At 61.2% G+C, this 14796-nt stretch carries 14 protein-coding genes; 8 read left to right on the top strand and 6 right to left on the bottom strand.

Annotated elements, in window-relative coordinates; translation table 11 throughout:
- The 3 genes from P0D70_RS31335 to dnaA form a co-directional block, all read right to left on the bottom strand.
- Window positions 1-1394, bottom strand: a 1394-nt coding sequence (locus P0D70_RS31335; protein WP_408187329.1) for a DNA gyrase subunit B, incomplete at its 3' end; no start/stop codon positions are given.
- A 114-nt stretch (window positions 1395-1508) separates the two neighbouring features.
- Window positions 1509-2612 carry a DNA polymerase III subunit beta gene (gene dnaN, locus P0D70_RS31330; RefSeq protein ID WP_007180118.1) on the bottom strand — a complete coding sequence of 368 codons (1104 nt, stop codon included), beginning with the start codon at window positions 2610-2612 and terminating at the stop codon, window positions 1509-1511.
- A gap of 220 nt (window positions 2613-2832) precedes the next feature.
- Complete coding sequence (gene dnaA, locus P0D70_RS31325; RefSeq protein WP_408187328.1) at window positions 2833-4470, bottom strand: chromosomal replication initiator protein DnaA; 1638 nt, start codon at window positions 4468-4470, stop codon at window positions 2833-2835.
- 392 nt (window positions 4471-4862) lie between these two features.
- Between dnaA and rpmH the strand changes: the two genes are divergently transcribed.
- From rpmH to yidC, 4 genes are all read left to right on the top strand, one after another.
- Window positions 4863-4997, top strand: a complete 135-nt coding sequence (rpmH, locus tag P0D70_RS31320) for a 50S ribosomal protein L34 (RefSeq protein ID WP_004198824.1) — start codon at window positions 4863-4865, stop codon at window positions 4995-4997.
- A 23-nt stretch (window positions 4998-5020) separates the two neighbouring features.
- The gene (locus P0D70_RS31315) at window positions 5021-5506 is read left to right on the top strand and encodes a ribonuclease P protein component (protein WP_091797623.1); all 486 of its coding nucleotides are present in this window, start codon (window positions 5021-5023) and stop codon (window positions 5504-5506) included.
- Between the two features lie 106 nt (window positions 5507-5612).
- Complete coding sequence (yidD, locus tag P0D70_RS31310) at window positions 5613-5843, top strand: membrane protein insertion efficiency factor YidD (protein WP_081936011.1); 231 nt, start codon at window positions 5613-5615, stop codon at window positions 5841-5843.
- Between the two features lie 30 nt (window positions 5844-5873).
- Window positions 5874-7532: a membrane protein insertase YidC gene (gene yidC / locus P0D70_RS31305; protein ID WP_408187327.1), complete on the top strand. Its 1659-nt coding sequence runs from the start codon at window positions 5874-5876 to the stop codon at window positions 7530-7532.
- Between the two features lie 155 nt (window positions 7533-7687).
- On the opposite strand, the gene P0D70_RS31300 is transcribed toward yidC, so the two are convergent.
- Together P0D70_RS31300 and P0D70_RS31295 are read right to left on the bottom strand one after the other, a co-directional pair.
- Window positions 7688-8095: a transcriptional regulator gene (locus tag P0D70_RS31300; RefSeq protein WP_091797629.1), complete on the bottom strand. Its 408-nt coding sequence runs from the start codon at window positions 8093-8095 to the stop codon at window positions 7688-7690.
- Window positions 8096-8496: 401 nt separating this feature from the next.
- Window positions 8497-8913, bottom strand: coding sequence for a helix-turn-helix domain-containing protein (locus P0D70_RS31295; RefSeq protein ID WP_408187326.1), 417 nt, complete (start codon window positions 8911-8913; stop codon window positions 8497-8499).
- 369 nt (window positions 8914-9282) lie between these two features.
- On the opposite strand from P0D70_RS31295, the gene mnmE reads away from it, so the two are divergent.
- The 3 genes from mnmE (at window position 9283) to P0D70_RS31280 (ending at window position 12472) form a co-directional block, all read left to right on the top strand.
- Complete coding sequence (mnmE, locus tag P0D70_RS31290) at window positions 9283-10677, top strand: tRNA uridine-5-carboxymethylaminomethyl(34) synthesis GTPase MnmE (RefSeq protein WP_408187325.1); 1395 nt, start codon at window positions 9283-9285, stop codon at window positions 10675-10677.
- 173 nt (window positions 10678-10850) lie between these two features.
- Window positions 10851-12065: a tyrosine-type recombinase/integrase gene (locus tag P0D70_RS31285; protein ID WP_408187324.1), complete on the top strand. Its 1215-nt coding sequence runs from the start codon at window positions 10851-10853 to the stop codon at window positions 12063-12065.
- A gap of 245 nt (window positions 12066-12310) precedes the next feature.
- On the top strand, window positions 12311-12472 hold the full coding sequence (locus P0D70_RS31280) for a hypothetical protein (protein ID WP_177205047.1): 162 nt from the start codon (window positions 12311-12313) through the stop codon (window positions 12470-12472).
- 82 nt (window positions 12473-12554) lie between these two features.
- On the opposite strand, the gene P0D70_RS31275 is transcribed toward P0D70_RS31280, so the two are convergent.
- A complete protein-coding gene (locus P0D70_RS31275) occupies window positions 12555-12881 on the bottom strand; it encodes an ecotin precursor (RefSeq protein ID WP_091797641.1) in 327 nt (108 codons plus the stop codon).
- A 287-nt stretch (window positions 12882-13168) separates the two neighbouring features.
- Here P0D70_RS31275 and P0D70_RS31270 point away from each other — a divergent pair, with 287 nt between their 5' ends.
- Window positions 13169-14794, top strand: coding sequence for a methyl-accepting chemotaxis protein (locus tag P0D70_RS31270; protein WP_408187323.1), 1626 nt, complete (start codon window positions 13169-13171; stop codon window positions 14792-14794).
- The last annotated feature ends 2 nt before the right edge of the window (window positions 14795-14796 follow it).

Genomic DNA, 14796 nt, shown 5'->3' with positions numbered 1-14796 from the left:
GCCTGAAACTTCCGATCCCGACCCTGCTTCGCCGACCCGCCTGCCGAGTCACCCTCGACGATATAAATCTCGGACTTCGCCGGATCCTTCTCCTGGCAATCCGCCAGCTTCCCAGGCAGACCCACGCCGTCGAGCACACCCTTGCGACGCGTCATCTCACGCGCCTTCCGAGCCGCATCCCGCGCGCGCGCCGCATCCACAATCTTGCTGCAAATAATCTTCGCGTCATTCGGCGTCTCGAGCAGAAACTCTTCGAGCGCCTTCGCGACCACATCCTCCACCGGCGCGCGCACTTCCGACGACACCAGCTTGTCCTTCGTCTGCGCGCTGAACTTCGGCTCCGGCACCTTCACCGACAACACGCACGACAACCCTTCACGCATATCGTCGCCCGAAGTCTCAACCTTCGCCTTCTTCGCGACTTCGTGATCGTTGATGTACTTGTTCAACACGCGCGTCATCGCCGCACGCAAACCGGTCAAGTGCGTGCCGCCATCACGCTGCGGAATGTTGTTCGTGAAGCACAGCACGTTTTCGTTGTAGCTGTCGTTCCACTGCATCGCCACTTCCACGCCCACACCGTCTTTCTCGCCGCTGATGTGGAAAATGTTCGGGTGCAGCACGGACTTGTTCTTGTTGATGTACTCGACAAAGCCCTTCACGCCGCCCACGAACGCGAAATCTTCTTCCTTGCCGGTGCGCTGGTCGGTCAGCTTGATTCGCACGCCGTTATTCAGGAACGACAGTTCGCGAATCCGCTTGGCCAGAATGTCGTAGTGATATTCGATGTTGCCGAAAATCGTCTCGTCGGCGAGGAAGTGCACTTCGGTGCCGCGGTTCTCGGTTTCGCCGGTAACCTGAATCGGCGAAACAGCCACGCCGTCGATCTCTTCGATAATGCGGTTCTGCGGCACGCCACGATGGAATTCCATGAAGTGCTTCTTGCCGTCGCGGCGAATGGTCAAACGCAGCCACGCCGACAGCGCGTTCACGCACGACACGCCCACGCCGTGCAGGCCGCCGGACACCTTGTAGCTGTTCTGGTCGAATTTGCCGCCGGCGTGCAACTCGGTCATCACGATTTCAGCGGCGCTGCGCTTCGGATCGTGCTTGTCGTCCATCTTCAGACCGGTCGGCACGCCGCGGCCGTTGTCAGTGATGGAAATGGAGTTATCCGCGTGAATGATCACCTGGATGTCGTTGCAATGCCCCGCCAACGCTTCGTCGATGGAGTTGTCCAGCACTTCGAATACGAGGTGATGCAGACCGGTCCCGTCCGATGTATCCCCGATGTACATCCCGGGCCGCTTGCGCACCGCCTCCAGACCTTCGAGGATCTGAATCGAGGATGCGCCGTAGCTGTTGTCGGGTTGCGAATTGTTCGTTTCAGTCATGGATTTTTTCCGGTTCTGCGTTGCTGCAAGGTTGCTGCTCGGGACTTTTCAAATCACCATAAAAACGCCAAAGGGGCGCTGCGCCCCTTGGTGTGTTCTTTGGTGTTGGACGCGTTAGATGCGCATCGGCATGACGACGTATTTGAATTCGTCGTTCTCGGGAATCGTGATCAACGCGCTGGAGCTGGCGTCGCCCAGGCTCACTTGCAACGTGTCGACCTTCAGGTTCGCGAGCACGTCGAGCAGATACGTGACGTTGAACCCGATATCGACGCTGTCGCCGTCGTATGCGATTTCCAGTTCTTCCTGCGCCTCTTCCTGATCGGCGTTGGTCGACATGATCTTCAACTGGCCCGGCTCGATGATGCAGCGCACGCCCTTGAACTTGTCCGAGGTCAGAATCGCGGCGCGTTGCAGCGAGCGCTGCAGTTCTTCACGGCCGATCACGAACTGATTCTTGTGCGACTTCGGAATCACGCGCTGGAAGTCGGGGAATTTGCCTTCCACCAGCTTCGACACCAGTTCGACCTGGCCGAACGTGAACTTGACCTGCGTCTGCGCGATGTCGATCTTCAGCGTGTCGTCGATGTCTTCCAAGAGACGCTGGAGTTCCAGAATCGTCTTGCGCGGAATGATCACTTCCTGACGCTGGAACGAGCCTTCGATCTTCATGGACGAGAACGCCAGACGGTGACCGTCGGTTGCGACCGCCATCAGCTGGTCGCCGTCCACCACCAGCAGCATGCCGTTCAGGTAGTAGCGGATATCCTGCTGGGCCATCGAAAAATGGACCATGCCGAGCAACTGGCGGAACGTCTTCTGCGGAACCACGAGGTTCGCGCCGTAGTCTTTAGCTTGCGCGACCGTCGGGAATTCGTCCGCGGCAAGCGTTTGCAGCGCAAAGCGGCTCTTGCCGGATTGCACGGTCAAACGCTTGTCATTCAGCGTGAGCGTGACCTGCCCGTCGGGCATGGCACGCAGAATGTCGAGGAGCTTTCTCGCTGCCACCGTGGTCGCCACCGAATCGCCGCCCACGCCGAAATCGGCACGCGTGGTGATCTGCAACTCGAGGTCGGTCGACAGGAACGACACGTCCGGGCCGTTCTTGGTAATCAGCAAATTGGCGAGGATCGGCAACGTATGGCGGCGTTCGACGATGCCGCTCACAGTTTGCAGCGGCCTGAGGAGGTTATCGCGTTCGGTCTTGACCAGTTGCATAGAGTTCCTTCGTTGATATAACGGCCTGCGCGCCTTGCCAGGACAGCGTTCCCGCGCGCAGCCGTGGCTCCCCGCCGGCGCCACGCAGCGCCTGTCACGGCGTGAAATCCGCCCGCGGCCGCCGGGCGGTTAAACCTGTATTGTGCCTGAAAACGGAACCGCCTCACTAAAATGGGGGCGACTTCAGAAATAAACAGGTCGTTTTTTCCAGACAGCCCGCTCAGCCCTTCAGCGTCTGCTCCAGCACGTGCAGTTCGTGGTTCAGTTGCGCGTCCTTGCTGCGCTCATCGGCAATTTTGCGCACCGCGTGCAGCACCGTGGTGTGGTCGCGCCCGCCGAACAGTTCGCCGATCTCCGGCAAGCTCTTCTGGGTCAGCTCTTTCGCCAGATACATGGCGATCTGCCGCGGCCGCGCGATGTTCGCGGGACGCTTCTTCGAATACATGTCCGCGACCTTGATGCTGTAGAAATCAGCCGTGGTCTTCTGGATGTTTTCCACCGAAATCTGCCGGTTCTGCACCGTCAGCAGGTCTTTCAGCGCTTCTTTCGTCACCTCGATGGTGATTTCGCGGCCGTGGAACTTCGAATACGCGAGGATCTTGCGCAGCGCGCCTTCGAGCTCACGCACGTTCGAACGCAAGTGTTTCGCGACGAAGAACGCGACGTCCTCATTCAGGCTCACGAACTCGGATTGCGCCTTGCGCATCAGAATCGCGACGCGCATTTCCAGCTCGGGCGGCTCGATCGCCACGGTCAGGCCGGAGTCGAAGCGCGAGATCAGACGGTCGTCGATACCCGAAATTTCCTTCGGATACGTGTCGCTGGTGATGATCACCTGCGCTTTGTTCGCGACCAGCGCCTCGAACGCGTAGAAGAATTCCTCTTGCGTGCGCGACTTGCCGGAGAAGAACTGAATATCGTCGATCAGCAGCAGGTCGAGCGAGTGGTAATAGCGCTTGAAATCGTCGAACGCCTTGCGCTGGTAGGCCTTCACCACGTCGGACACATACTGTTCCGCGTGGATGTAGCGGATCCGCGCGCCGGCTTTGTCCATTAGAAGCTGGTTGCCGATTGCGTGGATCAAGTGAGTCTTGCCCAGACCCACGCCGCCATACAGGAACAGCGGGTTGTAGGAGATGCCGGGATTGTCCGCGACCTGAATCGCCGCGGCGCGCGCCAGCTGGTTGGCCTTACCGGTCACGAAGTTGTCGAAGGTCAGCACCGGATTCAGCTTGGAGCGCTCGTACATCGAGTCGGTCTCGCCGTTGCCGTTCGAGCCGGCGCTTTGACCCGGACGCCACGTGCGACGGGCGGCCGCGGCTTCGTTCGCGTCGAGGCTGGGCAGATCGAGGTCGGCGGAATCTTCTGCGGCCGCGGCGCGCGCGTTCGCGTTTTGCTCGGCTGCGGCGCGGGCATTCGCGTTGAGATTGGCCATCGCGTTGTTCGCGCCGTTCGCCCCACCGGTGCGCGCGGCCTGCGCCGCTTGCACGGCGCCGACGGCTGCGTCCACCGCAGCGCCGTTGCCAGCGCTACCGCCCATCGAACTGGGCGCGGAAGCCGGACGCACCGGCGCCGTTGCCGGCGCGGCTGCCACAGGGGCGCGCATGCCGGCTTTCGGGTCGAGCACGAATTGGACGTCGACGGGAGCCTGCCAGAAATCGCGGGCCATATCCGCGATGCGGCCGGAGAACTGGCTCTTGACCCAGTCGAGCTTGAAACGGTTCGGCGCGGCGATGCTAAGCGTGTTCGCAGCGGCGTCGAAGGCGACCGGGGCCAACGGTTTGATCCACGTCACGTACTGCTGGGGCGTCAGCTCACGCTCCAGCAATGCGGAACAGTGTTGCCAGAAATCGTTCATCGAGTTGCTGTCGTTATGGTGTGCACGGCGGTTGCCGCTGCCCCCGTCGCGCGCACGCAACAAGGCCCTGAGCAGCCAGACTAACCAGGCGCAATGGCTCCAGGCGCTTGTGCCACAAGGGTTTGCGGGGCAAGCGAGCCGGAGCGGCGTGCAGGATTTTTGGGAAGTAAGGCGAGATTCTAACGCCAAATCGGACCCACAAGGGAGTTATCCACAGGGACGGATCACCTGGCGAACTGCTCGCGGGGAACGGCCGAACCAGGCTAAACTATTGACGGTCAACGAAAAACCGGTTTAAATAGCGGGTTCCGCGAAAACCAATTCAGTAAACCTCCGGCCATTGCGCTTTCAGCGATGATCGCGCGGTTATTTTTCGATCAAGTGAGAGCAACATGAAACGTACTTACCAACCTTCCGTTACCCGTCGCAAGCGCACCCACGGCTTCCGCGTTCGCATGAAGACCGCAGGTGGCCGCAAGGTCATCAACGCACGTCGCGCGAAGGGCCGCAAGCGCCTCGCCATCTAAGGCAGGCGTTGCACGCGACGCTTATGCCGGGTAGTGAAGCCCGCGGTGACGCGGGAACGGCTGAAGCGCAGCAACTGGGCTCGGTTCCGTTGCGAGCGCAAGCCGCCTTCCCCAAAGCCGCAAGGCTGCTGAAAACGGATGAATTTTCATCCGTTTTTCGTTTGCGCCCGTGGCGCCGCACTGCGCACTTCGTGGTGTACGGCCGGCCCACCGGCAACGAAGCTCGCTTAGGCCTCGTGATCGGCAAGAAGTATGCGCCGCGCGCGGCCACGCGTAATCTGGTACGTCGAATCGCGCGTGAAGCCTTCCGGCTGCGTCGCGCGGAATTCGGCGGTTGGGATGTGCTGCTGCGTTTGCACACGCGCTTCGACAAGAAGGCTTTGCCGAGCGCTTCGTCGCCGCCGTTGAGGGCGCTGTGCCGCAGCGAAATCGAGGCGCTGCTCGACAAGGCAGCGCGCGAAGTGACCCGTCGCGAGGCGCCGCCCGCGGAAGCGCCCAAGACGGAATGACGCTCAAGTGACCGCCCGCTTTGCAGTTCAGGCCGCTCCGGCGGCCGTGCTGCGCGGGCGTCGCCCGGTACTCCACGTTGCGCGGCGCCGTCCGGCCGCACCAGCCATGCAAACGGTACTTTTCGCTTTACTGCGTTTCTACAAGGTTGCCGTGAGCCCAATGCTCGGCAACCGGTGCCGTTTTTACCCTTCCTGCTCTGATTACGCGCGCGAAGCAATCCAGTATCATGGCGCCGCGCGCGGGACTTATCTCGCCGCCAGGCGTATTTGCCGCTGCCACCCGTTTTCCGCGGGCGGCATCGATCTCGTCCCGCCTCCCACTTCTGAAAAGCGCTGACGCGCCGTTCCATCGACACTGAGACAACGCATGGATATCAAACGCACCGTCCTATGGGTCATCTTTTTCATGTCAGCGGTCATGCTGTTCGACAACTGGCAACGCGACCACGGACGCCCGTCGATGTTCTTCCCGAGCGCCACGCCGACCAAGACCGTCGGTAGCGCCGCACCGGGAACCACGACGCCGGGAACCCAGCCCGCCGATCTGCCGGCCACGAACGCAGCCGCTCCGGGCAACGCGCCGGCGGCCACGCAATCGCAACTGATCAAGTTCAACACCGACGTCTATAGCGGCGAAATCGACACTCGCGGCGGCACGCTGTCGAAGCTGTCGCTGGTCAAGCAAGGCAACGGCAAGCAGCCGGATCTCGTCATCACGCTGTTCGACCGCACCGCGAACCATACGTATCTGGCGCGCACGGGCCTGCTCGGCGGCGATTTCCCGAATCACAACGACATCTACACGCCGTTGCCGAACCAGCCGCACGTCCTGACGGGCGACGCCAAGTCGTTCCAGCTCAGCTTCGAGTCGCCGGTGAAGGGCGGCGTGAAGGTCATCAAGACCTACACGTTCACGCGTGGCAGCTATGTGATCGGCGTCGACACGAAGATCCAGAACGTCGGCACCACGCCGGTGAGCCCGTCCGTCTATATGGAACTGGTGCGTGACGACCAGCCGGTGGAAACGCCGCGCTTCTCGCACACGTTCATCGGGCCGGCTGTCTACACCGACCAGCATCACTTCCAGAAGATGACGTTCGGCGACATCGACAAGAACAAGCAGGATTACGCGACTTCGGCCGACAACGGCTGGATCGCGATGGTTCAGCATTACTTTGCGTCGGCCTGGATTCCGCAGCAAGGTGCGAAACGCGACATCTACGTCGAGAAGATCGATCCGGCGCTGTACCGCGTCGGCGTGAAGGAACCGGTCGCGACGATTGCCCCGGGCCAAACGGTCGACGTGTCGGCCAAGCTGTTCGCCGGTCCGGAAGAAGAGCGCATGCTCGAAGGCATTGCGCCGGGTCTGGAACTGGTGAAGGACTACGGCTGGGTGACGATCATCGCGAAGCCGCTGTTCTGGCTGCTCGAGAAGATCCACAGCTATGTCGGCAACTGGGGCTGGTCGATCGTGCTGCTCACGCTGCTGATCAAGGCTGTGTTCTTCCCGCTGTCGGCCGCGAGCTACAAGTCGATGGCGCGCATGAAGGCGATCACGCCGCGCATGCAAGCACTGCGTGAACGCTTCAAAGGCGATCCGCAGAAGATGAACGCCGCGCTGATGGAGCTGTACAAGACCGAGAAGGTCAATCCGTTCGGCGGCTGTCTGCCGGTCGTCATTCAGATTCCGGTGTTCATCTCGCTGTACTGGGTGCTGCTATCGTCGGTGGAAATGCGCGGCGCGCCGTGGATTCTCTGGATTCACGATCTGTCGCAACAGGATCCGTTCTTCATTCTGCCGGTGCTGATGGCCGTCTCGATGTTCCTGCAAACCAAGCTGAACCCGACGCCGCCGGACCCGGTTCAAGCCAAGATGATGATGTTCATGCCGATCGCGTTCTCGGTCATGTTCTTCTTCTTCCCGGCCGGCCTGGTGCTGTACTACGTCGTGAACAACGTGCTGTCGATCGCGCAGCAGTACTACATCACGCGAATGATGGGCCAGGCGAAAACCAAAGCCGCCTGATTTCGCGGCTGAGGCGGGCGGCAACGCCCGCTAGCGCAGGCTGATGCAAGCCGCGTCTGGCCGGCAACGAAGCAGCGAAAGAAAATGCCGCCCGGTGCAAACCGGGCGGCATTTTTTATGGTCAGGTTAAACGCGCTTAAACGACGACGCGGTCGTTACTCTCCTTCCGCATCCTCACCGTAAAAGCGCACGATCATCTCTTCGACCAGAAAGCGGTCTTTCGGCGTCAGCGACTGAATCTTCGAAGCAAGTTCGATCGTCTCCGGCGTCGGCGGATATTTTTCACCGCGCGCCAACGGCCTCGCATTCGTGCCCGGTGGCGGTCCGTAGTGAAGCCAATGCTCCTTGACGTTCAGCCATTCGGCCAACGTGCGCAACTTGTCCGGCTTCGGGATCGTCGTACCGGATAACCACTTGTGAGCGGTTTGCGGCGTAACCTCACGTTCACCCCGGTAGCGGAGATTGAATTGCTCGGCGAGTTTGGTCCCGCCGCGAATTTTCAGCGGCTCTAGCAGGTCCTTCAACCGTTTGGCGAAGGCGGCTTTTTCTTTGTTGGTCGGCATGGGCCGGATTGTGCAATTCAACGTTCAACCAGTTGACAACCAGCCAGGCTTCGTTATAGCTTATTTGAGATACATTTAGCTTGCAGGCGCCGCCGAACAACGCGTCTGCCGAAGTTGTCATTTTTTGTTGTTTTTCGTTGTGCGGTGGGCCGCTCGTGGCCTTAAGGTTCGGCGGCGTCCTATTTTTCCGCAAGAAACGCGGTAGCAATCCTAGCCTAATTGAGATAAATCCGACTTGCTTGTGGCGTTAACCGACAGGCAGTCCGGCAGGCGGCGCAGTCGTCCGGATCGTCCGGATGTTAGGTCGACACGATCTGGTACTACCGAGACCAGTCGGTACGAAGCCGTTGAGCGCCGAATGCATCAGCGATCAAAGGAAAGGCCTGCAGGCCCCACCCTCACTAACTTTCCTCGCCATTCTGGCTAGTAAGGCGGACAGTCACCTCCTGGAATCCGGCACGGTCTTCGAGGTTTATCGTCAAAACCAGCGCACCCTTTTGCGGCTCCCATTTGATCGTCTCGGCCGAAAGCGGATAGTTCTCGCCGGGCGCGAGCGGCTTGGCCTTCGTACCCTTCGACAGTCCGTAGGCCAGCCAATGCTTATCCACGTCTAGCAATTTAGCTAACGTGCGCAGGTTGGCCGCGCGTGGCATCGTCGTTCCATTGAGCCATTTGTAGATGGCCTGATCCGTCACATCTGCGCCAGTGTGGAGGAGATTGAATTTTGTGCAGAGCTCGGCCCCGTTGGAAATATTGCGCCGCTTCATCGAGCGGCTGAGTCGTTCGGCAAATGCGGCTTTCAATGGGTTGGTCGTCATGCATCGGATTGTGCAAGCGGCCGAGCCATTGGCTCTCAACCAACCAGGCTAGCAATTATCGAAAATCTCTCATTTTTTTAGCTTTGGCCAGCGCCAGCCGTGATGTGCCGCGATTTTAAAAAATTGTGCGTTTTTGCTCTTTTCTACAGTCTGATGGGCACAGGGTCATCTCGTGAAGTTACAGGTATTCTCAAAAAATCGAGGCACAATTTAGCTTTTGTGAGATAAATCCGAAATCAGCTCCGAGTCGTCAAAGCGACGGCTCCGCCGCGCCGTCGGTCAGCCTTCACACACCGCCGCGTTACAATGCCTCGCGCCGCGTTGACCGCCGGCACCCCGCCCTCCTCTCTGTTTTTCTGCCACGCTTCTATGCTCACCACCGATTCCGATCCGATCGTCGCCATTGCCACCGCGCCCGGCCGGGGAGGGATCGGCGTGGTGCGGATCTCGTTCGGACGAGCGGGCGAGGCGGCGGCCCAGCCGCTCATGCAGGCGCTCACCGGTCAGACGCTCGCGGCCCGCCACGCCAGCTACGTCCCGTTCCTCGACGCGAGCGGCAACGCGCTCGACCGTGGTATCGCGCTGTACTTCCCGGCGCCGCATTCCTACACCGGCGAGCATGTGCTCGAACTGCAGGGACACGGCGGTCCGGTGGTACTGCAACTCGTGCTGCAACGTTGCATCGACGCCGGCCGCGCGTTCGGTCTGCGTCTCGCCGAACCGGGTGAATTCACGCGCCGCGCGTTCCTCAACGACAAGCTGGATCTGGCGCAAGCCGAAGCGGTCGCCGACCTGATCGAGGCCAGCACCGAGGCCGCCGCGCGCTCAGCGGGCCGCTCGCTCGACGGCGCGTTTTCGCGCGACATTCACGCGCTGGTGGAAGACGTGATCACGCTGCGCATGCTCGTCGAAGCGACGCTCGACTTCCCCGAGGAAGAGATCGACTTCCTCGAAGCCGCCGACGCCCGCGGCAAGCTCGCGCGGATTCGCGAGCGCCTCGCCCACGTGCTGAGCGAGGCGCGGCAAGGCGCGTTGTTGCGCGAAGGCCTCTCAGTGGTGCTGGCCGGGCAGCCGAACGTCGGCAAATCGTCGCTGCTGAATGCGCTGGCGGGCGCGGAGCTGGCCATCGTCACGCCGATCGCCGGCACGACGCGGGACAAGGTCGCGCAGACCATTCAGATCGAAGGCATTCCGCTGCACGTGATCGATACGGCCGGCCTGCGCGATACCGAGGACGAAGTCGAAAAAATCGGCATTGCGCGTACCTGGAATGAGATCGAGCGTGCGGATGTCGTGCTGCATCTTCTCGATGCACGCACCGGCATGACAGCCGAAGACGAGGTGATCGCCGGACGCTTTCCGGTCGGGGTGCCAGTGGTACGCGTATTGAACAAAACTGACCTGACGGGCCTCGCGCCAGCAGCGCAAACACTCGACGCCGAACTCGAACTGAGCGAAGTGCGGCTCTCGGCCAAACAAGGCGACGGCGTGGCGCTGTTGCGCGACGAGTTACTGCGAATCGCCGGCTGGCAAGCGGGCGCGGAAAGCGTGTACCTGGCGCGCGAGCGTCATCTGATTGCACTGCGCGCCGCCGAAGAGCATCTCGCGACCGCCGCCGCGCATGCGGATCAAAACTCGCAGGCGCTTGATCTGTTCGCTGAAGAACTACGCCTCGCCCAAGACCAGTTGAATTCGATCACCGGCGAATTCAGTTCGGATGATCTGCTCGGAGTGATTTTTAGCAGATTCTGTATCGGCAAGTGAACGCGAATTGCTTATTCGCTCAAGAAAGCCGACCTGAAAGACTTTCCGTGGCACCGAGAGCGAGCCATCGCGGACGTATAAACTCCCTTCGTTGACCCAAAAACAGCAAATTCTTTGGTACACAGCCGGCATAGGTTTAAAATCGCCGCTGTCCGTGTTCCAACGATCCGCGCATGCCCCGTCTAGCCGTTCCCCTCACCGAAGCCCAGATCCGCGCGCTCGAACCGCGCGCCACCCGTTATTGCGTCGCGGACGGCAACGGTCTCGTCATCGAAGTCATGACGACCGGCACCAAGGTCTGGCGCTTCCGCTATTCGCTAAACGGCAAGCGCCAGCCGCTCGCCACGATCGGCGATTACCGGATGATCTCCCTGCGCGTCGCGCGAGCGAAAGCTCAAAAGTATGCGGAGATGGTTGCTCAAGGCATTTCGCCGGTCGCCACAGCGCGGCGCGATCGCGGCGCGGAAAGCAAGGCGGACGTCCTGCGCGAGGCCGCCGAGCTTTATCTGGCGACGGAAATGGCGGGCAAGTCGGAGGAGTATCGCCGCACCACGCGGCGCGCGCTCGACAAGGACGTCCTGCCCGCCATCGGCCACATGCCGATCAAAGCCGTCACTGCCGCCGATATCGTCGCGATATGCGACAGAATCAAAAGCCGCGGTTCGCCAAAAATGGCGCTGCATACGCGCAATGTGATCAAACGTCTCTATGAGTATCTGATTGCGCGGCAACTCGCGGTCAGCAACCCGGCCGAGGTCGTTCCGGCGCGCTCCATCGCCACCTTCGACACCCGCAACCGCGTGCTCTCGGGCGACGAAATCGGCGCCATGTTTCGCTCGATCGACGCGTCGAGCATCCGCCGGCCCCTGAAGCTGGCGCTGCATCTGCTGGTGCTGACCATGGCGCGCAAATCGGACCTGGTCGAATCGACGTGGCCCGAATTCAATCTGGACAAAGCGTTATGGACGATCCCCGCCGCGCGCCTGAAAAAAGACCGCGATCAGCGTGTGCCTCTTTCGCATCAGGCGGTTTCCATGCTGCGCGAGCTTCAACACGCGAAAGCCAGCCGAAACTTCGTATTCCCGAGCGTCAGGGGCGACGACCGCCCCATCGCCAAGAGTACGTTGAACCAGGCAGTGAAGGCGCTTGGTCTCGACGTGGAGCATTTCGTCCTGCATGACTTCCGGCGCACTGCGGCGGCACACCTGCGCGAGATGACGGAGCACGCGGACGCGCTCGACCAGACTACGGGCGAAGTGCCCGAGCGCATGAAGCCAGGCACGAATGCGGAAAACGCCGCGGATCAGCGCCGAATCATGCAGCGTTGGGCAGACTTCGTCGACGAGCAGATCAAGGGCGTCCGCGACGCCATGACCGCCTCGCCCTGAAAGGCCCTGCAACAATCCTGGTGCCGTTCCGCCGGCTGTCACAACAAGTCGTCATTTGGTACACAGCACCACTCACGTCAGCGGTAACTCATTGCCGTAATTGAGAAATTCAATTTCACGCCAGGTTTCGAAAGGGAGAAATCCCACACCAACAAGCGTGCGCCACGATTGAATCACGCGGTCCTTTTTTCCCGCGTTTGATCGCCTACACTGAAGGTTGCACGCAACCCGATACGGAGGCTCCCATGTCTGAATCACTGATAGCTTATTTGCTGGGGCCTACCGTGATGCTGCTGGTCGGCGTGGCAATCTGGGCCGCGTCGCGCTACCACCAGAAGACAAAGCCGCAAAAACTCGAGCGCTGGCTGGACACGCACTACGCGGAGTGGCTGCATCACAAGCACTAATCGGCGCAATGAAATGAAAGGCCGTCGCATAGAGCGACGGCCTTTTTTACTGTGACGCGCACAGCATGCGCGCGCTGCGCAATCACCAACCCGGTTGCGGTTGCGGATATCCATACTGCGCGGGCGGCGGCGGCGCACCGCACGCCACATAGGCACGCTGGTACTGGTCATAGCAGTATCCCGGCGGCGCCTGGGCGTACACGGGCGCGGGCTGATACGCCGGCTGCGCGTATACGGGCTGCTGGTAAGCCACCACGGGCGCCGGATTCAGCGCGGAGGTCACTACGGCCCCCAGCACGGCGCCACCAATCAACGCACCCACCACGTCGCCACCATTGCCGTGCGCCGATGCTTGCCCGGCTACGCTCAGACTTCCCACCATCAACAACGCCACTGCGATCTTTTTCATGTTTGACTCCCCGCCGTTCAGGCATGGAACCGATTGTGGCTGGCGCACGCGGAAATAGATGCTGCAAGTGGTAACGGGACATTACTCATGTAACGCACTAACCGGCGCTCGTCGCGAACCGGCCTCCAGTTCCTTTGTTCGCCTGGCATTCGCCCGATCAATGTAAAATTCGCCACATAAGCCGTCGGGTAAATCTGACGACCCGTAAAGCTTTCCGACCCGTCGATTCAGGACAGACCACGTCGACAACACCGGTCGAGACAAAGCCAAAAGTAAGGGGCGTTCGCGTGAAACAATGGACCATCCGGCAACGGATTCTGTGCAGCTTCGGGATCGTGCTGATCGTGATGCTGGCAATGGCAATCGTCACCTTCCAGCAGCTCGGCGGCATCGACCGCGATGCGAAGAGCCAGCAGCAGGACTCGATGCCCGGCCTTTACTACGCGACCGCAATGCGCGCGGCGTGGTTCGAGAACTACAGCGTCACGCAGCGCCTCATCTATGTCGACGCGGACCCGGACACCGTGAAGCGCGACACAGCCCGTTTGCAGGAGACCCAGCAAACGCTCCAGAAGCTCATCAGCGATTACGGCGCGACGATCTTCCGCGACGTCGATCGCGACCTCTTCAACGACTTCCGTCAGCAACAGGCGCAGTACCTGCCGATCCAGGCGTCGGTGCTGGACGCGTTGCCGTCTTCGAAAGAGAACGCCGCGCGCATTTTTAATACGCAACTCACACCGCTCTGGGAAACCGGCCGGCTCTCCGTGCGCAAGCTCGTCGAGAACAACAAAGGCTACGCGGACCAGGCCGCAGACAGCATCCGCAGTTCGGTCGAGACGACGCGCATCGTGCTGCTCGTCATGCTGCTCACCGCCGCCGTCGTCGCCGCGCTGGCGGGCTACTGGCTGCTGCGCGCCGTCACCATGCCGATGGCCAAGGTGCTGCAAGTCGTCGACGTCATGCGCACGGGCGACCTGACCCAACGCCTGCAACTGAATCGCGCGGACGAAATCGGCGCGCTCGAAGCGGGCTTTAACCGCATGACCGACGAACTCACCGCGCTGGTCGGCCAGGCGCAGAAGTCGGCAGTGCAGGTCACCACGTCGGTGACGGAAATCGCCGCGACCTCGCGCGAACAACAAGCCACCGCGAACGAAACCGCCGCCACCACGACCGAAATCGGCGCCACGTCGCGTGAAATCTTCGCGACCTCGCGCGATCTGCTGCGCACCATGAACGAAGTGTCGGAAGTGGCCGGCCAGTCGGCGGTGCTCGCGGGCACCGGCCATGCCGGCCTCGCGCGCATGGAAGAAACCATGCGCCTAGTGATGGAAGCGGCCGGCTCCGTCAACGCGAAGCTCGCCATCCTCAACGAGAAAGCCAGCAACATCAACCAGGTCGTCGCCACCATCACAAAGGTCGCGGACCAGACCAACCTGCTCTCGCTGAACGCCGCGATCGAAGCGGAAAAGGCCGGCGAATACGGTCGCGGTTTCGCGGTCGTCGCCACGGAAATCCGCCGCCTCGCCGACCAGACCGCCGTGGCGACCTACGACATCGAACAGATGGTCAAGGAGATCCAGTCGGCGGTCGCCGCGGGCGTGATGGGCATGGACAAGTTCTCCGAAGAAGTGCGCCGCGGCATGCTCGACGTGCAGAACGTCGGCGGCCATCTCACGGAGATCATCCAGCAGGTGCAGCAACTCGCGCCGCGTTTCTCGATGGTGAACGAAGGCATGCAAACGCAGGCCACCGGCGCCGAGCAGATCACTCAGGCACTGACGCAACTTTCGGAGGCCGCGCAACAGACAGCGGAATCGCTGCGCCAGTCGACCCAGGCGATCGACGATCTGACGCACGTCGCCAATAGTCTGCGCACGGGTGTGTCGCGCTTCAAGGTGACGGTCTGACG

The organism is Paraburkholderia sp. RL17-381-BIF-C (assembly GCF_046026435.1).
GTDB lineage: Bacteria > Pseudomonadota > Gammaproteobacteria > Burkholderiales > Burkholderiaceae > Paraburkholderia.
The sequence above is the reverse complement of the archived record's forward strand: the minus strand, read 5'-3'. Positions and strand labels throughout refer to the sequence as shown.